Source organism: Dietzia sp. SL131, from assembly GCF_026672565.1.
In the GTDB taxonomy this organism is placed as follows: Bacteria; Actinomycetota; Actinomycetes; order Mycobacteriales; family Mycobacteriaceae; genus Dietzia; species Dietzia kunjamensis.
The window spans coordinates 3,660,856-3,685,091 of record NZ_JAPPRI010000003.1; the positions used below are offsets into that span (position 1 = coordinate 3,660,856).

At 72.3% G+C, this 24,236-nt stretch carries 13 protein-coding genes; 4 read left to right on the forward strand and 9 right to left on the reverse strand.

The genetic code is table 11. The features are described from left to right. The first annotated feature begins 59 nt into the window (after positions 1-59). Together pks13 and OVA21_RS18165 are read left to right on the forward strand one after the other, a co-directional pair. Positions 60-5,129 carry a polyketide synthase Pks13 gene (pks13, locus tag OVA21_RS18160; RefSeq protein ID WP_268093037.1) on the forward strand — a complete coding sequence of 1,690 codons (5,070 nt, stop codon included), beginning with the start codon at positions 60-62 and terminating at the stop codon, positions 5,127-5,129. Next, the gene (locus OVA21_RS18165; RefSeq protein ID WP_268093038.1) at positions 5,126-6,679 is read left to right on the forward strand and encodes an acyl-CoA carboxylase subunit beta; all 1,554 of its coding nucleotides are present in this window, start codon (positions 5,126-5,128) and stop codon (positions 6,677-6,679) included. The genes pks13 and OVA21_RS18165 overlap by 4 nt, the downstream gene beginning before the upstream one ends. A 410-nt stretch (positions 6,680-7,089) precedes the next feature. On the opposite strand, the gene OVA21_RS18170 is transcribed toward OVA21_RS18165, so the two are convergent. The 6 genes from OVA21_RS18170 to OVA21_RS18195 all read right to left on the reverse strand — a co-directional run bounded on the left by OVA21_RS18170 (position 7,090) and on the right by OVA21_RS18195 (position 20,085). Continuing rightward, positions 7,090-10,455: an arabinosyltransferase domain-containing protein gene (locus OVA21_RS18170; RefSeq protein WP_268093039.1), complete on the reverse strand. Its 3,366-nt coding sequence runs from the start codon at positions 10,453-10,455 to the stop codon at positions 7,090-7,092. A 22-nt stretch (positions 10,456-10,477) separates the two neighbouring features. Further along, a complete protein-coding gene (locus OVA21_RS18175) occupies positions 10,478-13,855 on the reverse strand; it encodes an arabinosyltransferase domain-containing protein (RefSeq protein ID WP_256820819.1) in 3,378 nt (1,125 codons plus the stop codon). Positions 13,856-13,922: 67 nt separating this feature from the next. Further along, positions 13,923-15,917: a galactan 5-O-arabinofuranosyltransferase gene (locus OVA21_RS18180; RefSeq protein WP_096906236.1), complete on the reverse strand. Its 1,995-nt coding sequence runs from the start codon at positions 15,915-15,917 to the stop codon at positions 13,923-13,925. A 2-nt stretch (positions 15,918-15,919) separates the two neighbouring features. Beyond that, positions 15,920-16,681 (reverse strand): decaprenylphospho-beta-D-erythro-pentofuranosid-2-ulose 2-reductase, encoded by a 762-nt coding sequence (locus OVA21_RS18185; RefSeq protein ID WP_067714791.1) that lies wholly within the window; start codon positions 16,679-16,681, stop codon positions 15,920-15,922. 464 nt (positions 16,682-17,145) lie between these two features. Continuing rightward, positions 17,146-18,594: an FAD-binding oxidoreductase gene (locus OVA21_RS18190; protein WP_067714788.1), complete on the reverse strand. Its 1,449-nt coding sequence runs from the start codon at positions 18,592-18,594 to the stop codon at positions 17,146-17,148. 96 nt (positions 18,595-18,690) lie between these two features. Continuing rightward, entirely contained in the window at positions 18,691-20,085 is a 1,395-nt protein-coding gene (locus OVA21_RS18195) for a lipase family protein (RefSeq protein WP_096906235.1), read from the reverse strand. Between the two features lie 103 nt (positions 20,086-20,188). On the opposite strand from OVA21_RS18195, the gene OVA21_RS18200 reads away from it, so the two are divergent. After that, complete coding sequence (locus OVA21_RS18200) at positions 20,189-20,959, forward strand: ABC transporter permease (protein WP_227022103.1); 771 nt, start codon at positions 20,189-20,191, stop codon at positions 20,957-20,959. Positions 20,960-21,050: 91 nt separating this feature from the next. Here the strand turns inward: OVA21_RS18200 and OVA21_RS18205 are convergent, their stop codons facing one another. Then, positions 21,051-21,233 carry a hypothetical protein gene (locus tag OVA21_RS18205; RefSeq protein ID WP_067714780.1) on the reverse strand — a complete coding sequence of 61 codons (183 nt, stop codon included), beginning with the start codon at positions 21,231-21,233 and terminating at the stop codon, positions 21,051-21,053. Between the two features lie 407 nt (positions 21,234-21,640). On the opposite strand from OVA21_RS18205, the gene OVA21_RS18210 reads away from it, so the two are divergent. Then, the gene (locus tag OVA21_RS18210) at positions 21,641-22,402 is read left to right on the forward strand and encodes a DUF2202 domain-containing protein (protein ID WP_143337719.1); all 762 of its coding nucleotides are present in this window, start codon (positions 21,641-21,643) and stop codon (positions 22,400-22,402) included. On the opposite strand, the gene OVA21_RS18215 is transcribed toward OVA21_RS18210, so the two are convergent. Continuing rightward, a complete protein-coding gene (locus OVA21_RS18215) occupies positions 22,356-23,468 on the reverse strand; it encodes a sensor histidine kinase (RefSeq protein ID WP_067714774.1) in 1,113 nt (370 codons plus the stop codon). The genes OVA21_RS18210 and OVA21_RS18215 overlap by 47 nt on opposite strands. Beyond that, positions 23,465-24,193, reverse strand: coding sequence for a response regulator transcription factor (locus OVA21_RS18220; RefSeq protein ID WP_067714771.1), 729 nt, complete (start codon positions 24,191-24,193; stop codon positions 23,465-23,467). Before OVA21_RS18220 ends, OVA21_RS18215 begins: the two co-directional genes overlap by 4 nt. Between the last annotated feature and the right edge of the window lie 43 nt (positions 24,194-24,236).

A 24,236-nucleotide genomic window follows, 5' to 3' on the forward strand; every position in this document is an offset into this window, starting at 1 on the left:
GGGTGCCCCGCCGCGACGGGACACACCGGACGACACCCGAGGAAAGGCGAGCCAGGACGATGGCACAGAGCGAGATGACGGTAGTAGAGCTCCGCGAATGGATGCGGGGCTGGGTCTGCCGGGCCACCGGGCTCGACATCTCCAAGGTCACCGACGACCGCTCGCTGGAGGAATACGGCCTGTCGTCCCGCGACGCGGTGTCCCTGTCCGCCGATCTCGAGGACCTCATCGGTCGACCACTCGACGCGACCGTCGCCTACCAGCACCCCACCATCGCCTCGCTGGCCGAGTACGTCGTCAACGGACCGGTCGAATCCGAGGCGCCCACCGATTTCCACACGTTCCGTGACCGCGGCGCGGGCATGGAGTTCGACGTGGCCGTGATCGGGTTCGCCACCCGCTTCCCCGGCGGCGCCGACACCCCGGAGGCGACCTGGGAGCTACTCGCCTCCGGTCGGGACGCCACCACCCCCCGCCCGGCGACCCGCTGGTCCGAGTGGTCCGGCGACGCCTACGTCCAGCAGGTGCTGTCCGAGGCGCCCGATCGTGGCGGCTGGCTCGACGACGCCGAGGTCCGGGACTTCGACGCCGAGTTCTTCGGCATGAGCCCCCGCGAGGCCGAGATGGTCGACCCGCAGCAGCGGCTCGCACTCGAGCTCACCTGGGAGGCCCTGGAGAACGCCCACCTGCCCGCCAGCGACCTCAAGGGCCACGAGGTCGGCGTCTTCATGGGATCGTCCTCCAGCGACTACCAGGTGTTCCTCACCTCGGACTCCGCTGCGGCCTCGCCGTACGCGGTCACCGGCGCCTCCAACTCGATCATCTCGAACCGGGTCTCGTACACGTTCGACTTCCGCGGCCCGTCCATGACGCTGGACACCGCCTGCTCGACGTCCCTGGTGGCGATCCACGAGGCCGTCAACTCGCTGCGACTGCACGAATCGGACCTGGTCGTCGCCGGCGGTGTCAACATGATGCTCGCGCCCGCCGCGACCATGGGCTTCGCCAAGACCGGTGCCGCGCTCAGCCCCGACGGGCGGATCAAGGCGTTCTCGTCCGATGCCAACGGCATCTGCCGGTCGGAGGGCGGGGGAGTGTTCATCCTGAAGCGCCTGTCGGAGGCCGAACGGGACGGCAACGACATCCTCGCCGTCATCAAGGGGTCCGCCGTGAACTCGGACGGTCGCTCCAACGGTATGACCGCACCCAACCCCGACGCACAGGTCGCCGTCCTGCGCCAGGCCTACGCCGACGCCGGCGTCGACCCGCGCGAGGTCGACTACATCGAGGCGCACGGCACCGGCACCATCCTCGGGGACCCCATCGAGGCCACCGCCCTGGGCCAGGTGCTCGGCCGCGGCCGCGAGGCCGACCGCCCCACGCTGCTCGGCTCGGCCAAGACCAACTTCGGCCACATGGAGTCCGCCGCCGGGGCCGCCGGCCTCGCCAAGATCATCCTAGGGATGACCAACGACGCCCTGCCGCCGACGATCAACTTCGCGGGCCCCAACCCGTACATCGACTTCGACGCCGCGCGACTGAGCGTGGTCACGGAGACCACCGGGTGGCCGCGCTACAGCGGGCGCGCCCTGGCCGGCATCTCCGGGTTCGGGTTCGGTGGCACCAACGCGCACGTCGTGGTGGCCGAGTACCAGCCGGCGCCGGTGCGCGCGTCGGAGGAGACCACGGTCGACGAGGACTCCGTCTCCGACGTCCGGGCCGGCGAGGTCGCCACCCCTGACGCCCTTGCCGCCGAAGCCCCGGCCCCCGAGGCCCCGGCCGCCGCGACCCCGGCCGCCGCGGACGACATCGCACGCTGCGTGGCCGAGGCCGTGGAGCGCAACGCCGACGAGCTGGCCACCACCGGTACCTCCGTGCCCGGCGCCCCCGCGACCGTGCTCGTCGTCTCCGGTTCCCTGCCGTCGCGCCGCAAGTCCACGGCCGGTCAGATCGCGGACTGGCTCGAGGCGCAGGACGACTCGGTCGACCTGGGCGCCGTCGCCCGCACCCTCGCCACCCGCAACCACGGTCGCTCGCGCGGAGCCGTCGTGGGCCACACCCGCGATGAGCTCGTGGCGGGCCTGCGCGCGCTGGCCGCCGGCGACCCCGGTCCCGGCGTGTTCAGCGCCGACGCCCCCGCCGGCACCGGCGACGTGTGGGTGTTCTCCGGCTTCGGGTCCCAGCACCGGAAGATGGCCAAGGAGCTCTACCTGTCCAACCCGCTGTTCGCCTCGTGCCTGGACGCGGTGGACGAACTCATCGACTTCGAGGCCGGCTACCGGATCGCGGAGTTGATCCTCGATGACTCACAGACGTACGAGCTGGAGAACTCCCAGGTCGGGATCTTCGCCATCCAGGTGGCGCTGGTCGACACCCTGCGCGCGCTCGGGGCCAAGCCCGAGGCCGTGATCGGGCATTCGATGGGTGAGGTGGCCGCGGCCTACGCGACCGGTGGCCTCGGCCTCGAGGACGCCGTCCGCGTGATCTGCGTGCGCTCGCGTCTCATGGGCGACGCCGAGGGGCAGGTCTCGGAGGATGAGGCCGGCGCGATGGCGCTGGTCGAGTACTCGGCCGAGGAGATCGCGCAGATCATCGCCGACAACCCGCAGTTCGCCTCCGTCGAGCCCGCCGTCTACGCCGCGCCCACCCACACCACGGTCGGCGGCCGTGCCAAGCCCGTCGCCGACTTCGTCGCGTGGGTCGAGGAGCAGGGCAAGTTCGCCCGCCAGCTGCAGGTCCGCGGCGCCGGCCACACCTCGGACGTGGACATGCTCCTCGGTGAGCTGGCCGCGGAGATCGCGGGTCTCGAGCCGCGCGAGCTCACCTCCGGCCTGTTCTCCTCCGTCGACCGCGAGACCTTCTACCGCGCCGGTCACGAGCCGGTCCACGCGGAGGAGTACTGGGTCAAGGGCATGCGGCACTCCGTGTGGTTCACCCACGCCGTACGCAAGGCCGTCGACGCCGGGTACGTGACGTTCCTCGAGCTGGCCCCCAACCCGGTGGCCGCGATGTCGGTGGCCGCGACGTGCTTCGACGCCGGCCTCATGGAGCCCAACCTGCTCCATGCGCTCAAGCGCAAGGAGTCCGAGGCCGACACGCTCCTGCACGCCGTCGCGCAGCTGTACGTGCACGGTCACACCATCGACGTGCCCAGCGTCGTGGAGATGATCCACGGCTACGTCACGGGCCCCGGCCGGTACGCGCCGGTGCCGGGGACTGCGTGGAAGCGCCGCACCCTGTGGCCCAAGGTCACCGCCGGGGGCGGGTCGGGCGAGGGCCGGATGCCGGGCTCGCACGTCGCGCTGCCCGACGGTCGCCACGCGTGGCAGGTCCGTGCCGAGGTGGTGCCCAGCGTCGACGCGCTGATGACCGCCGCCGCGGCGTCGGTGCTCGAGGGTGCGACCCTCACCGCCGTGAACCGGCCCGGCATGCTGCCGGCCGCCGGTTCCGTGACCACCACCATGACCCCGCACCCGGGTGGCGCGTCGGTGCAGGTCCACGCCCGCGCCGGCGACGCCACCGCGGCGTTCGTGTTGGTCGCCGAGTGCGCCGTGACCGGCGGCGCCCCCATCGCCCCGGACTCCGCGCCCGAGCAGCACTACGTGTCGAGTGAGTCCGACGCGCCGGTGGTCGACGACGAGGACGACGGCGACGAGGTCGACACCCGCTGGAACCCCGACTCCGGCGAAGCGATCGGTGACCGCCTGGCCCGGATCATCGGCTCCTCGATGGGATACAGCCCCGACGACCTGCCGAGGGAGCTCCCGCTGCTCGATCTCGGCCTGGATTCGCTCATGGCGGTGCGGATCAAGAACCGTGTCGAGCACGAGTTCGCCATCCCGCCGCTCGAGTTGCAGGCGATGCGCGACGCGTCGCTCGACGATGTCGCGGACATGGTGCGGTTCGCCGTCGAGAACCCGGACCGGGTCGGCGACCTGGCGGCCCAGCAGGCCCGCGGTGAGGGCGCCGTCGACGTGGCCGCGCTACGCGGTGACGCGCCGGCGTCCGAGGAGGGCTCCGGCGGCGATGACGCCTCGGTCGCCATCGCGCCGCGCGATGACACCGAGCGCATGGCGTTCGGTGCGTGGGCCGTGGTCACCGGCGCCGCGGCACCCGGCGTCACGGGCGCGCTGCCCCCGGTCGACGAGCCGACCCGGGTCGCTCTCGCCGAGCGGCTCTCGGCCCGCTCGGGCGGCGAGATCACCGCCGCGCAGGTCGCCGGTGCCACGACGATCGCCGAGGTCGCGGACCTGCTCCGGCCGTTCACCGAGGTCGCGGTGGAGGGCAACATTCGCGTGCTGGCCGAGGGGTCGACCGAGGCCACCCCGCTGTTCCTCTTCCACGCCGCCGGCGGGTCGTCGTTCGTCTACGAGCCGCTGGTCGACCGACTCGGCGTGGACACCCCGGTGTACGGCGTCGAGCGCGTCGAGGGGCCGCTGGAGGAGCGGGCCGCGAGCTACCTGGACCGCATCCGCGAGATCGCGGCCGGCCGTCCGCTCGCCGTGGGGGGCTGGTCCTTCGGCGGCGCGCTGGCCGTGGAGGTGGCCCGGCAACTGCGGGCCGCTGGCGACGAGGTCGCGCTGGTGGTCCTGCTGGACACCGTGCAGCCGTCGGAGCCGATCCCCGACACCCTCGACGAGGCCGAGGCCCGGTGGCGTCGGTACTCGGAGTTCGCCAAGCGCACCTACGGGTTGGACGTGGAGGTCCCGCGGGACTTCCTGGCCGAGCACGGTGAGGACGGCGTGTTGGATATGCTGCTCGGGGCACTGGGTGCCGAGGCCAACGCCATGGGCGGCGGTGTCATCGAACACCAGCGGGCCAGCTTCGTCGACAACCGGATCCTGCAGAGCGCGGACCTGTCCACCTGGGCCGGTGTCGGCGCCGAGGTGCCGTTCGTGCTGTACCGCGCGGAGCGGATGCACGACGGGGCGATCGAGCTCGAGCCCCGCTACGCACACATCGACCCGGACGGCGGCTGGGCCCGCATCGTCGGCGACCTGGAGGTCGTCCAGCTCGACGGGGACCACCTCGCGATGGTCGACGAACCGGTGGTCGGTACCGTCGGTAAGCATCTGGCGCGTCGGCTCACCGAGCTCGACGCGGGTGTACGGAAGGGGACAGACGCGTGACGGCGAAGACCACCGCGGAGAAGCTCGCGGAACTGCGGGTCAAGACCGAGCAGGCCAAGGACCCGGGCAGCGAGCGGGCGAAGGCCCGCCGCGACGCCGCGGGGCACACCCCGCCGCGGGAGCGGATCGCACTGCTGCTCGACGCCGGCAGTTTCGTGGAGATGGGCCAGCTCGCCAAGGCGCCCGGTAGCCCGGACAACCCGTTCGGTGACGGCGTGGTCACCGGCCGCGGCACCATCGACGGCCGCCCGGTGGCCGTGTACGCGCACGACAACACGGTGTTCGGCGGGTCGGTCGGCGAGGGCTTCGGCAAGAAGGTCTGCGCCATCATGGACTTCGCGATCAAGGTCGGGTGCCCCATCATCGGCATCAACGATTCCGGTGGCGCGCGAGTCCAGGACGCCGTGACCTCGCTGGCCTACTACTCCGAGATCTCCCGGCGGCAGTATCCGGCCTCCGGGTACGTGCCCCAGATCTCGATCATGCTGGGCAAGTGCGCGGGCGGCGCCGTCTACGCCCCCGCGACCACCGACTTCGTGATCGCGGTCCAGGACCAGGCGTACATGTTCGTCACCGGGCCCGACGTGATCCGGCAGGTCACCGGCGAGGACGTCACCATGGACGAGCTCGGCTCGGCCCTGCAGCAGGCCAAGAACGGCAACGTCAACCACGTCGCCGTGAGCGAGCAAGACGCCTTCATGTACGTGCGTAACCTGCTGAGCTACCTGCCGTCCTCGGCCAGCGAGAAGGCCCCGCGGATCAACCCGGGACTCGAGCCGGAGACCACGGAGTCGGACCTGCAGCTCGACACGATCATCCCGGACTCGGACAACGCCGCGTACGACATGCACGACGTGCTGATCCGGATGTTCGACGACGGCGAGTTCATGGAGACGTCGGGGCAGTTCGCCTCCAACATCATCACGGGCTTCGCGCGCGTCGACGGTGAGCCGGTGGGCGTGATCGCCAACCAGCCCCTCCACCTGTCCGGCGCACTCGACATCGACGCCTCGGAGAAGGCGACCCGGCACATGATGCTGTGCGACGCCTACTCGATCCCGCTGGTCTTCGTGGTGGACACCCCCGGCTACCTCCCGGGTGTGGAGCAGGAGAAGCTGGGCATCATCCACCGTGGCGCCAAGATGGGCTTCGCGGTGGCGGCGACGTCGGTGCCCAAGGTGACCTTCGTGGTGCGCAAGGCCTACGGCGGGGCCTACGCGGTGATGGGCTCCAAGAACCTCGGTGGCGACCTCAACTTCGCGTGGCCGACCGCTCGCATCGCGGTGATGGGCGCCGAGGGCGCGGTCGATCTGCTGCAGCGCCGTCAGATCGAGGAGGCGGGTCCCGAGGAGGGGCCGAAGCTCCGCAAGCAGCTCATCGACATGTACAACGAGTTCATCGCGACGCCGTACACGGCCGCCGAGCGGGGTTACATCGACGCGGTGATCGAGCCCTCGCACACGCGGCTGGTGTTGCGTAGTGCGCTCGAGCAGCTCCGGGACAAGACGCGGGTCGAGCTGCCGCGCAAGCACGCCATCTTCCCGCTGTGAGCTGACGGCAGGCTCCGCGAGACTCGCGCTATCCGACGGGCGGCCCACCGACGAGGGGGCCGCCCGTCCCGCATATCTCGGCCCCGCAGCCGCTCCTCAACCTGGCGTCTCGCTCCCGCTTCTGCCTGCGTTGGCCGCAGCCGCTCCTCAACTTGGCGTCTCGCTCCCGCTTCTGCCTGCGTTGGCCGCAGCCGCTCCTCAACTTGGCGTCTCGCCGTCACCGCGGTGCGTGCGAGACGCCATGTCGGCGGGCGGCTGTGCTGGCGACGAGGGCTCAGGCCGGGGCCGCCCGGAACGTCCGAGGGCCCGCCGGTGGCTGCTGCCTCCGGCGGGCCCTCATCGGACCGGCGGGCCCCTCATCGGACCGGCGGGCCCTCGTCAGGCCGGCGCGGCCCCGCGCGCTGAGCGGGTCACTCGGGGTCGGTCACGAAGATCGGCCCCTCGGGCTGCCACCAGCCCCAACGGGTCTCGTTCCCGGTGGTCACCTCCGCGGGCGCCGGCGGGTCCTCCTGATAGGTGCCCAGCGGCGTGTACGCCTCGATCGAACCCCAGTCACGGTTCCAGTCGTGGCGCAGGTACGACGGGATCGTCCGGGCACGCTGGGCGGTCTCGATCCACCCGAGCGGCCCACCGGCCTCGTAGGACATCCACGTACTGGTGGCGCTCACGGCGAGCGGACGGTCGGGCAGGATCCGGAACTCCGGCAACTCCGCCACACCCGCGTAGTGCTCGAACGGCCGCTGGCACGGGAACTGCAGGCTCACCGCCCAGTCGAGCAGGACGGGCGACTCCGACCCGACCATCTCCTGGACCGTCACGAGCTCGGGTGCGCGCGGCGGGGTGATGGCGGTCCACTGTTCGGGGGTGAGGTCGTTGTCGTCGACCCGGACCCGCATGACATCGGCGTCGGCGGGGGCGTCCTGCATGTCCACCCGCAGGTTGCGCCACGTCGGCGCGGGACCGATGTCGAACGGCACCACCGGCTCGCCCACCGTGTCGACCCCGGCGTCGCCGGACCGGCCGAACTCGACCACGACCTCCTGGCCGTACTCGTAGAGCCCGTCGGCGTCGTAGCGGCCGATCCGGCCGGCCGCCGAGATCACCAGGAGCGGGTGGGACTCGCGGTTCTCGGGCAGGCGGTACCAGCCGGTCTCCAGGCTCGCCTCCCGCTGCGGGCCCACGAAGAACGACCCGAGCACCGGGGTCGTGGCGGGGTCGAGCCCGAACGGCAGGGCCACCGTGGACTCGTTCACGCCCTCCGCCCCGCGGCCGCCGGCCGTGCCGGCGCTCTCCCCGGTGCTGACCGACGGGCCGCCGCCGGGCTCGGAGGTGGTGTTGGCGGCGCCGGGGTCGGCCACCACCGCGTCGGCCGACAGGTCCGGGGCGACACCGTCCGGGGTGAACGCGGTGTTCTCCCCGGCCTCGCTGGCGGCGGCCCGGTCCCGCGGGTCGATCGACCCCTCCGGCCGGCGGGTGGCGTCGAGCGGGTCCAGCATGCCGGCGTTCGCGTCGGGCTCGACCAGGACGCGGTCGGCGAGCATGCAGGGGTTGCCGGCGAGCGCGGACACGTTCCCGGCGGCGATGGTGTAGGCCGGGTACTGCTTGTGGATCCCCTTGGCGAACGAGGCGAACGAGAAGACCACCAGCAGTCCCGCGACCACCGCGATGGGGGCGGCGGCGAAGGTCCGCACCCGGCGACGACCCGCCGAGGTGCGGGGCGCGTGCTCACCGATGTAGTCACGACGGAGGTGCTGCCAGCCGGCGTAGGCGAACGTGAGCACGGCCAGGGCGAGCAGCACAGTGGCGGCGTCGATGCCGCGGACGCTGGGTGCCTTGTCCCACCACGGGATGCCGTAACTGGAGACGTACCACCAACCGTTGGGGCCCGCGAAGGCGAGCGCGACCACCACGAGGATGACGCCCAGGAACAACGTGCGGTTGCGGGCCGTCCGGACGGCGGACGCGGAGATCGCGAGGGCGCCCAACGCGGCGATCGCCCCGCCGATGCCGGCGTACACACCGAAGTGGTGGGTCCACTTGGTGGGCGAGAACATCATGAAGAAGGCGGTGCCCACGACCACGCCGACCAGGCGCCAGACCGGTCCCGAGGCTGCGCCGGGCACCTTGCCGCGGCGCAGCATGGTGCCGATCACCAGCGCCAGGCACAGCAGCACGAGCAGGACCGGCAGGCGGCGGGCGAGGGACCCGTCCACCGTGGGGATCATCAGGTAGTAGTAGCGGACGAATTCCTCGAACCAGTTGAGGTTGGGGCCGATCTCGCCGCGGACGCGGATGGCCTCGAGGACGGCGGCGAGGTTCTGGACGCCGAAGACGACGATGAGCACCATGGTGCCGGAGGCCAGCACCGGGGCGATCAGGGCGAGGTACGAGCCGATCCGGCGGCCGCGCACGACCACGGTGCGGACGACCGCCCGCAGCCCCATGATGAGGGCGGCGACGGCCATGAGGCCGGTGGGGCCGGTGGCCAGTGAGAACGAGGCGATGATCACCGCGATCGCGAACGGGAGCATCCGGCGCGTGGCTATCGCCCGTTCGACGGAGACCCAGGTGAGCAGGGCCCCCAGCGCGATGACGGGCTCGGGCCGCAGGCCGTTGTTGAACGCCATCCAGAACGCGAGGAACACGGCGGCGGCGCTCCAGAGCACCACCGGGGTGGTGCGGGCGGCCCGGCCGAGGCGTGGCAGGACCTCGCGGCTGATGACCAGCCAGCAGAGGATGGCCGCGACGAGCGCGGGCAGGCGCATCCACGGGCTGGCGGTGGAGACCTGTGCGAACAGCGTGAGCAGGTCGTAGTAGGGGGAGCCGAAGGGCGACTCGGGGACCCCGTACCAGCGGTAGTAGTTGGCCATGTACCCGGCCGGGTCGGCGGCGCGGGCCATCGTGAGGATGTAGCCGTCGTCGGAGGTGTTGCCGCCGATGAAGTGCCAGATGCCGAGTGTGCCGATCACGACGACGTCGGGCGGCCGGATCTTGAACCAGCCGCGAGGCAGGAAGCGGCGGGCGCGCCGGCCGTCGGTCTGGTCGAGTGCGTGCAGGGCCCACAGGGCGACCGCGGTGGCCAGCAGGCCGATCACGATGGCGGCCCACTTGAGGGCGGTGGGGTCGGTAGTGAACCGGGAGTCGACCTCCACGGTGGCGCCGAGACCGTCGGGCACGGCTGTGTCCGAGGGCAGGTCGGTGTAGACGCCCACCACCATCGGGCGCAGGTCCTCGGCGTCCACCCTGCGGGTGGCCGCGGGATCGTCCATCCCCTCGAACGCCGCCTCCACGTAAGTGGGGGCCGCGACGACGCTGAGCCGTGTGCAGTCGCCGGCCTCCACGCGGTCTCGCGGTGCGGAGACGATCACCCGGTTGCGCGAGATCACGTCGACCGTCTCGGCGGAGGCGCGCACGAACAGTGCGCGGTCGCCGGCCTCCTCGCCGCCGGCGGGCGCGGTGGCCAGCAGGATGCCCCCGTCCTCCGGGAGATCCGCGACCAGGGTGCACGGTGCGGAGGCGGTGAACCGCTGCGGCGAGTGCGCCATGAGCGGGGCGGTGACCGAGTCGACGGACCCGTTCTGCGGCCACTGCACGGTCGAGGTCGTCTGCTCGACCGGCAGGAACGGCAGGGAGAGGAAGCACAGGGTCCCCAGGAGCCCGCTGACTATCGAGATGAGACGGAGTCGCTTGACGCGGGAGTCGGCGGCGACCGAGCCGGCCACCGGGCCGGTGGCCGGGGCGGTTTCCGGGGACGGGGCCGGCGAGGAGTCTGACACGACGACCGATTCTAGGCGACGATCACTTCATCGGACCCGGCGTGGTCCAGCCCCACCGCAACTCGCTGCCGCGGACCAGTTCGGCCGGACTCGCCTGCGGGTCCAGAGGTTCGAACCGCTGGAGCGAACCCCAGTCCCTCGACCAGTCGTGGTCGAGGTAGGTGGGGACCGTGATCGCCTCGACCGTCTGGGTGGTCCACAGCAGGGGTCCGCCGCCGCCGGCGCTCTGCCACCAGTTCGCGGCGGAGGAGGATTCCCGGTCGGCGAGGATGCGGTATCGGGGGATCTCCGCCACGCCACCGTTGTGCACGAACGGCCGCTGGCACGGGAACGCCAGTGCCACCACCCAGTCGACGAGCACCGGGTCGGTGTGGCCGACGACCTCGTCGAGGGTGCGCAGGCGCGGGTTCCGTGGTGGGGTCACAGCGAGCCACTGGTCGGGATCGAGGTTGCCGTCGGCGGCGACCACGCGGACGACCTCGGCCTCGGCGGGGATCGACTCGAGCGGGATGCGCAGGTTGCGCCAGGCGGGGGCCGGCCCGATGTCGATGGGGGACATGGACCCCATGACCTCGAAATCGGTGGGTCCGGCGGGGCCGACCCGGCCGGGGCGTCCGTACTCGATCCGCAGGTCGCCGCTCCCGATCCGGCCGGCGGCGGCCATGACGAGTAGCGGCCGGTTGGGGCTGCGGGCGGGCAGTTGGTACCAGGCGCTGGTGAGTTCGGCGGCGACCTGCGGCCCGCGCCGGTACGAGCCGAGGACGGGAGTGGTGTCCGGGTCGAGGCCGAAGGGCAGAGCCACGGTGGAGCCGTTGACGGTCACGGCGCCGCGGCCACCGGTGGTGCCGGCGTCCACGCCGTCGCCGGGGTCGCGCTCACCGGTCTCGGACGTCGCCAGGGAGCCGGAGGCCTCGGTGCTGTCGACGGTGATGGAGTCCGGCAGACCGTTGGGGGCGAAGCCGTTGACCACGCCGGCCCCGAGGGAGATCTCCGGCCCGGCCCCGATGGCGCCGAGCAGGCCGTCGTTGGAGTCCTCCTCGACCAGCACCGAGTCGGCCAGTGCGCAGGGTTCGCCGGCCAGGGCGCGCATGTTGCCGCGCCCGACCGTGTAGGCCGGGGTCTGGGCGAACACGGCGATGACCGCGGAGGACAGTTCGAAGATCACCACGGAGAACGCGACGACCGTCAGCGGGGCGCCGCCGATCCCGGCGCGCCGGCGCGGGCGGGCCGTGTCCCCGGAGCCGCCGTCCCGCCGTCGCGACGCGGGGGTGTCGGCGTGCGTGCGCAGGAAGGGCACCGCCTGTCTGATGCGGACGCGGAGGGCGGCGCCGGGGTCGTCGGGCAGGATCCCGGAGTGGATGAGCCCGGCGATGAGCAGGCACACGAAGCCGCCGACGAACGCGACGTACTGGATCTGCACCCCGCCGATGGCGGGGAAGGAGTCCGAGAAGGGGATGCCGTAGTCGGAGACGTACCACCAGGTGTTGTCGGTGGCGGTGGAGAGTCCGACGACGAGGCACAGCGCCGCCCACACCAGCCAGCGGTTCCGGCTCAGCGACACCGTCGAGGAGCGCAGCGCGATCACGGCCAGCACCGCCAGGGCTCCGGCCAGTCCGGCGAACACCCCGAAGTGGTGGGTCCATTTGGTGGGCGTGAACACGAGGAACAGCAACGATCCCGCGATCACGCCGATCAGCCGGCGGGACGGCCCCGCGGCGGCGCCGGGGATCCGCCCACGCCGCAGCATCACGGCCGAGACGAGCACGAGGCACATGAGCATGAGCAGGACGGGGAAGCGCCGGGCGACCCCGCCGTCGGCGGAGACCCCGAACAGTGCCTCCCAGCGTTCCTTCTCCCCGTACCAGGGCAGACTCGGACCGAGCTCGGTGCGGATGCGGGTGGCCTCGAGGACCGCGGCCAGGGTCTGGTCGGCGAACACGGTGTAGAGCAGTGCGAGGCCCACCGCCAGCACGGGTCCGAGGATCGCCGCCCATCCGACCACCTGCGCGCGGCGGCGCACCATGCGGACGAACTCGCGTGCGCCGGCGGCCAGCGCCGCCACGCACATCAGCCCGGTCGGGCCGGCACCGAGGGAGAACGCGGCCACACCGATCGCCGCGACGCCCGGCACGAGGCGGCGGGTGGCGATGGACCGCTCCACCAGCGACCAGGTGAGCAGGGCGCCCAGCGCGATCACGGGCTCGGGCCGCAGCCCGTTGTTGAACGCCATCCAGAACGCGAGGAACAGGGCGGCCCCCGTCCAGCGCGGTCCGCGCCAGGTGCGGGCGAGTCTGCCCAACCGGGGGACGACCTCCCGGCTGATGATGAGCCACGACAGGATTCCGCACACCAGGGTTGGCAGGCGCATCCACGGACTGGCCGTGGACACCTCGGCGAACACCCGCAGGATCTCGTAGTACCACCCCACCGGGGACTCGGGGGAGCCGAGCCAGCGGTAGTAGTTGGCCATGTATCCGCTGGGCCCGGCGGAGCGGGCCATGGTCAGCAGGTAGCCGTCGTCGGAGGTGTTGGCGCCCACGAGGTGCCAGAAACCCAGGACGCCGATCACCACGCCGTCGACCCCGGACAGTCGCGACCAGGACCGGGGCACGAACCGTCGACCCGAGCGGCCGTCGATGCCGTCGAGGCGGTGCAGGAACACCACGGACGCGAGGGTGGCAAGGACGCCGATCACCATCAGCACCAGCTTGAGCAGCGTGGGGCTGGACGAGTAGCGGGAGTCGACGGTCACCTCCACCGTCGACTCACCGAGCCCGTCGGGTGCGGTTGCGGCCGTGAGGTCGGTGAAGACGCCGGTGACCTGCGGCCGCATGCTTCCGGGCACGGCGGCGCGCACGGCGTCGTCGGCGTCGTCGGGGTCCCGTTCGAGGCCGGTGAACTCGGCGGTGAGGATCCCGGTCTCGGCGCGCACGTGCAGCGTCTCGCACGCGGGGTCGCGCAGGGTCGACAACGGCACGGACAGCAGCGTGATGTTGCGGACCGCGACCTCGATGACGGGATCGCCCGCGGCGTCCCGGACGCGTTGGACGACCAGCCCGTCGGAGATCCGCCCGGGGGCGTCCTGCGGGAGGGTGGAGAACACGATCGTGTTCTCCGGCACCTGTGCCAGCGGCGCGCAGGGGGCGGTGATCGTCAGGTCGAGCGGCCGCCCGGAGACCAGGGGCGCGGTGACCGGGGCGTAGTCGGGCCCGGCCGTCCACTGCACACGGGTGGTGTCCTGGTCGACGGGCAGTATCCCGGCGAGGACGGCGAGGAACGCACCGAGGAACCCGGTGATGATCGCCCACCGGCGGTGGCGGTCCATTCCGGGGTAGGGGTGCAGTCCGAGGGGACGCTCACGGTCGGTGTCGCGCACCTCGTCGTCGTCACCCCCTGGCACGGTCCCTGCTCCCGGGTCGTCACCGGACCCGCGGCCGTCACCCGCTCCCCGCGTCGTCACCACGTGATCACCGCACCACGATCACGGCGAACGGGCCCACGTCGTGGACCTCGAAGTGGGGGCCCTCGACGGCCTCGGCGGGGATGGTGACGCCGAACCGTCGCACGTTGGGGTCGTTGGGGTAGGTGTCCTCGGCCAGGCGCAGTGCGTATCCGTCGCCCGACCGGCGGGTGACGATCGCGTCGGGGCCGCGCCACGGGGTCTGGTCCATCATGGCGTGCAGCTCGGCGCCGCTGGTGGCGTCCTCCCACCGGAGCATGGCCTCGTTGCGGTCGGCGTACCGCCCCAGGGGGTTGGCGTAGTGGGAGGTTACGGCCTGGTAGGCCAGGTACGGGTGGTAGGCGAGGAAGGCATCGGCGGTGCTGACGACGACGAGGTCGGTCCGCCTCCGGCCGGGGAACGCCTCCCGGATGGTCTCGTCGACCTCGGCGTAGTGGGACTCGGGCCCGGGCGGGTAGCGGTCCGCCCGCTCTCCGTGACCGTCGGTGTCGGTGTAGGCCAGCCGGATCTCCTCGTGCAGGTGATCGGGGATGCCCTGAGCGTGGGCGAGTGCGGCCAGTGAGGCCAGGACCCCCACCACCGCGGTGGCCCGGCGACGCCGGTCGGCCGCCTCCGCAGCGGGCCGGTCGGTGCCGTTCTGGCGCCCGGCGAGGCGCACGGCGAGGCCGGCGACATCGGTGATCGCGAAGACGCCCGCCACCACGAGCAGACCGATGAGCACCGGTTCGAGGCGGAAACCGAGCATGGTGGTGCCCAGGACGGTGATCGCCATCGAGGCCAGGCACCACAGGTAGACGGCCACCACGCCCAGGCCCAGCGCCTGAGCGCGGCGCGAGGTCCACGCTCGGGCGACGATCCAGACCAGACCGGCCAGACACACCCAGCCCGTGAGGCCGCCGGCGGTCATGGGCAGCGGCAGGCGGGCGCCGGCGTCGGGCAGGTAGTGCATCGCCGTCCCGGAGTCGGCCGGGGTTCCGCGCAGGGCGGCGAGCAGATAGGGCGCCCACACGATGAGCGCGATCGCGATGGAGCCGAACCCGATCGCCGCGAGCCGGACCGCGGGCAGCCAGAGCGGGAGGGGTTCACGGGCGGGATGTGCCCCGTCGGCGCGGTCGGTCCCACGGTCCTCCGCACGGTCGGCGCGGCGGCCGGCGAACACGGCGGTGACGGTCGCGACCAGCGCCATGAGTACGACGGTGCCCGCCGCCAGACCCGTGTAGAGCGTGTACATGCTGGCCGAGACGCCCAGGAACAGGGTGGTGGTCAGGGCCGCACCGCGACCGGCGTGCCGCGCCGTGGGGTTGACGGCGTGCCACGCGAGGATGAGCACAGGCGGGAGGAACAGCGCCACGATCGCGCCGTAGGGCTCGGGGCTGCCGTAGGCGAGCATGATCGAGGTCGACGCCAGTCCCACCGCCGCCCCGAGGTCGGTGCGCAACAGGCGGGTCCACAGCACGGTGACCAGCGCGGCGGCGATCGCGAGCGAGAGGATGGACCACGGCTTGTACGCCGCCCAGCCCTCGAGGCCGGCGAGGTTGGCGAACCGCCCGCCCAGCCAGAACCAGCCGGACGGATAGAACGAGGGCAGGTCGGCGTACGCCATGTCGGGCAGTCCGAGCGAGGTCGCCGAGCGACCGAGGAACTGGGTGCGGAACTCCTGGTCCACGCTCACGCCGTGCAGGTACAACCGCGATGCGGCGAGCGGGATCCCCAGTGTGGCGGCGACCAGCAACGCGGAGCCGGTGGGGGCCGCGAGCTTACCCAGACGGACCAGCGCGGACCGACCGCCCGGCTGCTCGCCGGCGCGTACGGACAGTATCCCCAGCACCACCAGCGCGATGGCGGCGACCTGACCGACGACCGTCAGCGCCCGCAGGACGTTGGAGTTGCCGTAGGCGGGGAAGGAGACGAGGGAGAACCCGGCGAGGACGACCGCGGTGACGACGGCGGCCAGCAGCGTCGCCGCGCCGGCCAGGCCGAGCCCCCGGAGCGCCACCGGCATCCCTAGAAGGGGAGCTTGCGGAAGATGGGGCGGGGGACGTGCGTGAGCACGGCCATGACCCCGCCGAACGCGGCAGGTGCGAAGACCGCGCCCTTACCGGCTCCGGCGTTCTTCACCGCGATGCGGGCGACCTCGTCCTTGTTGATGGTCAGCGGCGCCTCCTTGACGTGCGCCGACATGCGCGTGCGGACCTGGCCGGGCCGGATGACCAGGACGTCCACCCCGTGCTCGGCCAGCGCGTACCCGAGGCCGGTGTAGAAGGAGTCCAGCCCCGCCTTGGTGGAGCCGTAGACGAAGTTGGAGCGGCGGGCACGGAGACCCGCGGCCGAACTCATGGCGATGATCCGGCCGTAACCCTGCGACTTCATCCGTTCGGCGAGCAACACGCCCACCGAGACCGCGCCGGTGTAGTTGATCTGGGCGATCTGGACGGCCTTGCGCTGGTCGGACCAGAGTTCCTCGTTCTCACCCAGCAGGCCGAACGCGACGATCGCCACGTCCACGTCCCCGCCGGCGAAGATCTGCTCGAACGCGGCCGGGTGGGACTCGGTCGCGGCGGCGTCGAAGTCGACCACCTCCACCGCGCTCGCACCGGCGGCGGTCATCTCCGCGCGCGCGTCGTCGACCCCCGGGTCTCCGGGCAGGCAGGCGAGGATCACGCGCATCGGGCCCTGCTGGAGGTACTCGGCGCAGATGGCCAGGCCGATCTCGGAGGTACCACCGAGGAGGAGCAGGGTCTGGGGGACGCCGACGGCATTGATCATGGGCAGGAGTCTACCGAGGGGGTCCGACGCTGCTGCGCCCCTCACGGGTGGCGGGTGGATCGGGACGGGCGCGAGGCGGTGTGCGCCGCTGCGCGGTGGCCCGGTCCGGCCGGCCCCCGGCCGCCCGGATCAGATGAATCGAGGTCGTCCGGGCCCGGCTCGGCGCGGTGCGCGTGGCCGTGGGCGTACCGAGGTGGGTGACGGGGCCGGTCTGCTCGGGGACCGTTCCCACACCGCCGAGGGCGGGGTGGTCACGATCAGGGCGACTGCGGCGACAGCGGCGCGGAGGATCATGGCGGGCTCCATTTCGGACGCGTCGGTAGACGCTCGTGGTCCGAGGACATCCTCCAGTGTGACGCCGGGCCGGGGTCGTGTGTAGCCCCCGCCGGCGGTCCCCCGGCGGAGGCGCGTCGCGGCCGTGGAGCCGGGCGGCGGCGGCGGGGAGGCCCCGCCCCGGTCGACCGTCAGATCAGCTCGAGGCGACGCCCCATGTCGGAGACGAACACGCCGTTCGGGTCGATCCCCCGGCGGGTGGCGATCCACGAATCGATCCGAGGGTACATCGCGTGGAAGCGCTCGGCCGGGACGCGGGAGTCCTTGGCCGTGTACAGGCGGCCGCCCATCGACATGACCTTGGCGTCGAGTTCGTTGACGAACGTGTTGAGCCGGCTGTTGATCGGGAAGTCCACGCAGACGTTCCATCCCTCCATGGGGAAGGACAGCGGCGCCTGGTTTCCCGGGCCGAAGAGCTTGAAGACGTTGAGAAACGAGTAGTGCCCCGAGCGCTGGATGTCGCCGATGATCTCCTTGAAGCCCTCGACCTCGCCGGGCGGGACGATGAACTGGTACTGCAGGAATCCCTTGGACCCGTAGGCCCGGTTCCACTCGGAGAACAGGTCGAGCATGTGGTAGAACGCCGGCAGCGTCTTGATCTGGTTCCGGGACGTGACCCCGAGCCGGTAGTACACCTCGCCGATGGGGCCGAAGGTGTACTTGTTCGCGAGCCCGTTGGGGAAAATGTCCGGGAAGGTGATGAGCGGCTTGGCGTCCATCGCCAGGGGGTTCTTCGCCAGCTTGGGCGCGTATTCCTCGAGTTCGGCGAGGGTGGCCAGCGACCCGCGGGACACGGCTGCCCGGCCGAGCTTCGGCGGCGCGCTGATCGCGTCGAACCAGGCCGAGGAGTAGGTGTACTTCGACTCGGAACCGTCGGTGTGCAGGGCGATCGTCTCGTCGAGCGACCCGGTCTGATCGGAATCGGCCAGGAAGAAGGCGGTCTCGGTGCGGGTCATGGCGATCCACACCTTGAGGATCACGCCGGTCAGGCCGTTGCCGCCGACCGTGGCCCAGAACAGGGTGCCCTCCGGGTCGTCGGCGGTACCGCTCGGCTCCAGGGTCAGCACCCGGCCGTCGGCGACGAGCAGTTCCATGCGGGTGACGTGGTTGCCGAAGGACCCGGCCGAATGGTGGTTCTTACCGTGGATGTCATGACCGATCGCGCCGCCGACCGTGACCTGCCGGGTGCCCGGGAGCACCGGAACCCACAGGCCGAACGGCAGGGCCGCGCGCATGAGCTGGTCGAGGTTCACGCCCGCGTCCACCACGGCCAGCGCCTTCTCGGCGTTGAGCTCGTGGATGCGGTTGAAGTGGCTCATGTCCAGCACGAGACCGCCGGAGTTCTGGGCGCTGTCGCCGTAGGAGCGACCGAGCCCGCGGGCCACCACGCCGCGGTGCAGGTGGGCGGGGCTCGACGCGTTGGCGTCGTTGACCGCCGCCACGGCTGCCGATATCTCCTCCACGGACCGTGGGGTGAGCACGTGGCTCATCGCGGGAGAGGTGCGCCCCCAGCCGGTGAGGCGCTTGAGTTCGGTGTCCAGGGCGGACTGGGCCGGGGAGGAGTTCTGGGCGGTGCTCACAGGGTCGAGGGTACCGCTCAGCGGCTCCCGACCCACCCCGCGACGGCCCCGGCGTGACGTCCGCAACGCCCCCGGCGCGCCCGACCGCTGGTGACGCTATCGGCAGCCGGTGGTGAACGGGACCCCGCGGGCGCGGTCGTCGACCCAGTCGAGCGCCGGGCCCACCGCGGTGTAGGCGGCCAGGATGTGCTCGCCCGGAACGGGCGTGTACTCGACGTCGGCACCGGCCGCGCACCACTCGTCGGCCAGCTGCCGGGCCGTCCATTCGGGGACGAACGGGTCTCCGGGACCCCGCGACGAGCCCGGGCCGGGCCCGATCGGCGCGGCGGCGTCCCCGTGCCACACCTGCACCGGGCCGGTCGGCACCTCGCGCGGGTCCGCGCCGTGGGCCGGGTCGGCGGTGCCCAGCCGGTTGCGGGCGAGCACCTCTGACACGGTCGGGTCAGTCCGCGGGTCGGTGGTAATCAGCGTCGCCAGCGGGACGGGGAACAGCCCCGACGCGGTGTTGGCGGCGGCACACGAGTCGCGGAGCCCGTGGGCGGCGACGTCCCCGGCGTCGCTGAGCAGTGTGTACAGCTCGGGGTACTCGCGCGCGATCCCCAGTACCGCTGCTCGGTAGAGCCCGGAGGCGAGGTTGCCGTCCATCGTGTCGAACAGTTCCGAGTAGTCGGCGGGGACACCGCCCACGGACGACCCCACGAGCACACCGGTCAACTCGGGCGCGTAGACGGGCTGCAGCTGGGCGGCCCAGCCGGTGGCGATACCGCCGCCGGAGTAACCGACCTGGACGACCCGCGAGTCGACGAACATCGGGCCGCTCTCACCGGGTGGGACGAAGGCGCGGGCCGCTCGGATCCCGTCGAGGACCGCCCGGCCGTTGGCCCGTCCGGCCGCGTACGCGGCCTTGGGTCCCTGGAAGTCGGTCACGACCAGCCCGTACCCGCGGTCGGCGAGGATCTGCAGGAACGGTGGCATCTCGAGGTTCAGCTCGTGCGGCAGCGTGTGCGACGGCATGCACGTCAGGCCGAGGGAATCGATGGTGACGTTGAACGACACGAGCGGTCGCGGACCCGGCCCTGTCCAGGGGGTGGCCGGCTCGATGATGGTGGAGACGATCTGCTGCGGCCGGTCGTGCGAGTCGAGACTCTGGACCAGCACCTGCCAGCCGCGGCCGAAGTTGCGGACGTTGTGCGGCGGGATCGTCACCGGCCTCGTGTCGAGGATCGTCCCGGGGGCCGTGGCGGGATCGACCTCGGGCGGTGCGGAGTACCAGGGATCCGGTGACGGGCTGGGCAGATATCGCTCCGGCGTGCGCTCGTGCGGGGGTGCCGGTCGGAACGCCGCCAGCGGATCGGGCGGTGCCGCGGGCGAGGACCCGGGCGCCGGTGCCGGCATCGCGGCGGTGGACGGGACCCCGGCCACCGCGCAGGCCAGGGACACGATTGCCGCGGCGACTGCGCGGGCGGGACGGAGGGGACGCCGCGACCTCATGCGCGTACGGTATCGCGCGCCTCGGACATGGCCACCGGGCGGTCGGCACATCGACCTCGCCGGACCCTCCCGGTCGGGGCGGGTCGGTCGTAGGCTCTCCCACGTGGGGTCGACGATGATCGAGATCGGGCCGGCGTTGGCGGTGGCCGTCGTCCTGTTCGTGGTTATCGGCGCGACGGCGGCGTGGCTGGGCGGCACGGGGCAGGAGTGGGAGATCCCGTGGACGTCGATCCGCGCGGCCGTCCAGCTCGTGGCGCTCTCGCTGATCATCGGGTACGTGGCCGACCGGCCGTGGCTGGTGGCGGCATTCGCGGTGGTGATGGCGTCCGTCGCCTCGTGGGCCGCGGCCCGGAGGCTGGCGCAGCGCAGCGCGCCTCAGGCTGGTGCGGCGCGGGTGACCGTGCGTGATGCGCTGTGGTGCGCGGTGGCGGTGGCTCTGCCGGCGGCGGTGATCGTCCTGGGGTTGCTCGCGGCCGGGGTGGTCCGCCCCAACGGATTGTCGGTCATCCCGGTGGTGGGGATCTTCCTGGGCAACGCCATGGCGGTGGCGGGCCTGTCCGGCCGCCGCGCGCACGACGAACTCGCCACCCGTCACGGTGAGGTGGAGGCCGCGCTGTCGCTCGGCTTCACGGACATCCCCGCGCGGATGATGGTGTGCCGCGAGGCGGCGGCGACTTCCCTGCAGCCCTCGCTGGACCAGACGCGCACCATCGGGTTGGTCACGATCCCCGGGGCGTTCGTCGGGATGGTGCTCGGCGGTGCCCGTCCGTGGGAGGCCGGGGTGATGCAACTGTTCGTCTCGACCGGGATCCTCGCGTGTGGCGCGATAGCCCTGGTGGTGACCACCCGTCTCGTGGCCGCCGACCGGTTGTAGCCGGGAGACGCCTCGCGCACGACGCCCGACTGTCGGCCGGTGGGCCGGACGGTGGGCGCCGCGCGCGAGTAGCGGTGCGGTGGGCTCGCGCTCAGGCGGAGCCGCGGGTGGCCGGCGTCGACAGGACGACGCGGCCGGTGGGCGTGTACGACGGCGAGACCGGGCGACGGTTCGGAGTCCGCAGCGGCGATGACGGCGGGATGGCCCGGCCGGTCGGCGTGTACGAGAACGCGGTCGGCGCGTTGTTCATGGCGGGATTTCGGTACTGCGACATGGGGATTCCTCCTGGTCGGGAAGCGAGCTGCACAGCCGCCACGTCCACTGGTGACGAGACGACGAGCCGTGCTCGGATGCGTTGGGTGGAGGCGACGACGGCTACCCGGGAATGGCGCGGACCTGGTGGTGAGGGCGCCGGGTGAGATGGGGTGGCCGGAACGGATCGCTCCCGCGGAATCGAACGCAGTCGGCGGATGTGCCGTTTCCGGTTCGACCAGAAGCGGGCTTGTGTGCCCGCAGTGGAGAAAGAATTGCACGTCGCAGACCTGATCGCAAGGGGGGTGACGATCTTCACGTGATCCTCACGGAGACCCCTCGGGTGCTTCACGCGGAGGCGGTGGAATCGAGGTGTCGGACGAACCGACACACGAGGCCCCACCCGCGGGGCAGGACGAGGTGAGGATCATGATGGCGAACTCGAACAGGACGATCCGTCGCTCGATGGGCGCGGTCGCGGCCGTCGGTGCGTTGGCGGTGGCGGGGGTCGGCGGATATGCGCTGGCCGGGTCCGACGGGCCCACGGAGGGCACCCGGGTCGCGACGGTGGCGACACAGGAACAGACCGGAGGGCCCCAGGGAGTCGGCGTGCCCGGGCAGGGCCGCCAGGGAGAGGGCCCGGGTAGGCAGGAGCACGGCCAGCACGGCCAGCACGGCCAGCACGGCCAGCACGGCCAGCGAGACCAGCGAGACCAGCCAGGCCAGCAGGGCCACGGGCTCGAGGTCCCCGCGCCCGCCGGTACGTTGTCGGCCGAGGAGGCCGAGACCCTGTCGATGATGCGCGAGGAGGAGCGGCTCGCCCACGACCTGTACGTGGCGTTGGGCGAGGCGTGGCCGGACCGCCGGTTCGACAACATCTCGGCTGCGGAAGCCCGGCACGGTGAGGCCACGGCGACCCTGCTCGCGAACCACGACCTGCCCGACCCGTCGGTCGGCTCCACCCCGGGAGTGTACGACTACCCGGAGCTCCAGGAGCTGTACGACGACTGGCTGGAGCGGGGCCTGACCTCGAAGTCCGAGGCGCTGGCGGTGGGCGCCGAGCTCGAGCGACGCGACATCGCCGATCTCGAGGCCGCGATGGCGGCCACCGAGCAACCCGATCTGGACGCGGTGTACGAGCACCTCAGGGACGGATCGGAGAAGCACCTGGCGGCGTTCGAGCGAGGCTGAACACGAAGGTGGACCCCTGGCCCGGGCCCCGGGAGGCGACTGTGAGGTCGCCCCCGTGGGCCCGGGCCAGTTGGCGTCCGATGGTCAGACCGAGGCCGGATCCGCCGGCGTGTCCGCCGGGCCCGCGATGGAACCGCTCGAAGACGCGCTCGGCCGAGTCGTCGTCCAGGCCGATGCCGGTGTCGGCGACGGTGATCTCCGCCCCGCCGGAGGTGCCGCTCACCGAGACCGTCACCCGGCCGCGCTCGGTGGCGGCCAGTGCGTTGACCACCAGGTTCTCGACGACCTGCGCCACGCGGTCCGGGTCGACCGTCAGGCGCACCTCGTCGTCGGGCAACTCCACCCGCAGGTCGACCTCCGTCGAGGCGAACCGGGGCCGGAGCCGCTCGACCGTGAGGCGCACCAGTTCGGCCAGGTCGGTGACCGTCGGCGCGAGGTCGAGGCGGCCCTCGGTGCCCCTGGACAGCGTCGACAGGTCCTCGGAGAGGCGCCGGAGCCGGGCGCTCTCGGCACGCACGTGACGCAACTCCTCCACGCCGAACACGCCGTCGGCGATGCCCTCCACGTACCCGTCGATCACGGTGAGCGGCGTGCGCATCTCGTGTGCGACTTCCGAGATGAGACGCATCCGGCGCGCCTCGGTCTGGTCGATCGTCCGGGCGAGCGTCGTCACGTCGTCGGCCAGGGCCGCGATCTCCCGCTCGGGGGGACGGGTGATGCGGCGGGTGTAGTCCCCGGCGGCTATCGCGGTGGTGGCGGCCCCCACCTCCGCCAGCGACCGGAGCATGCGGCTCCCCACGATCCCGGCGGCGAGGAGCGCGACCGCGACGCCGGCGACCGCCCCCCACACCGTGGCCGTGGTGACCGCGTCGGCGACGGTCGAGCGCAGACCCGGGCCGGCGCCGCGGTTTCCGACCCCACCGACCCCACCGGGACCGCCGGGCCGGAGCGAGTCGTCGAAGAGCATCGGAGCCGTCAGCCGGACCACCACCAGCACCACGATCACACCGACCACGGCCACCGAGAGGTGGGAGAGGAACAATCGCCCGCGCAGGGTCCGGATCATCGCGCACCCCCGTGACCCGCCGGCCGGAGGACCTTGTAGCCCGCGCCCCGCACGGTGGCCACGAAGCGGGGTGCCGCCGGATCGTCCCCGAGGGCCCGCCGTAACCCGCGCACGTGGACGTCGACCACCCGCTCGTCCCCGAAGTACCCGTCCTGCCACACCGCGTCGAGGAGCTGTCGGCGGCTGAACACCTGCCCCGGGGCGGCCGTCATGGTGGCCAGCAGATCGAACTCGATCGGGGTGAGCGGGACCGCCGATCCGTCGACGGCGACCTCGCGCGCCCCGACGTCCACGGTCAGCGCACCGACGGTGAGCGGCGGCGTGGCGACCACCACCGGACCCGTCTCGCGTGCCCGGCGCAGGACGGCGCGGACGCGGGCCGTGACCTCGCGGGGGCTGAAGGGTTTGACCACGTAGTCGTCGGCCCCGGCCTCGAGGCCGATCAGCCGGTCGACCTCCTCGGCGCGGGCGGTCACGAGGATCACGTACACCGGTGACACCGCCCGCAGGTCGCGCAGCAGGTCGAGGCCGTTCCCGTCGGGCAGTCCGATGTCGAGCAGGACGAGGTCTGCGGCGCCCACCAGCTCCCGGGCCTGGGCCGCGGTACCGGCCTCGTCGACGGCGAAACCGTCCGCCTCCAGATACCCGCGCAGGACACGGCGGATGTGGGGTTCGTCGTCCACCACCAGGACGCGGCGGCGGGCGGCGGGGTCGGGGGAGTTCACGCCTCCAGTGTCCCCCTCGGCAGTGCGTGACGCCGTGCCCTCG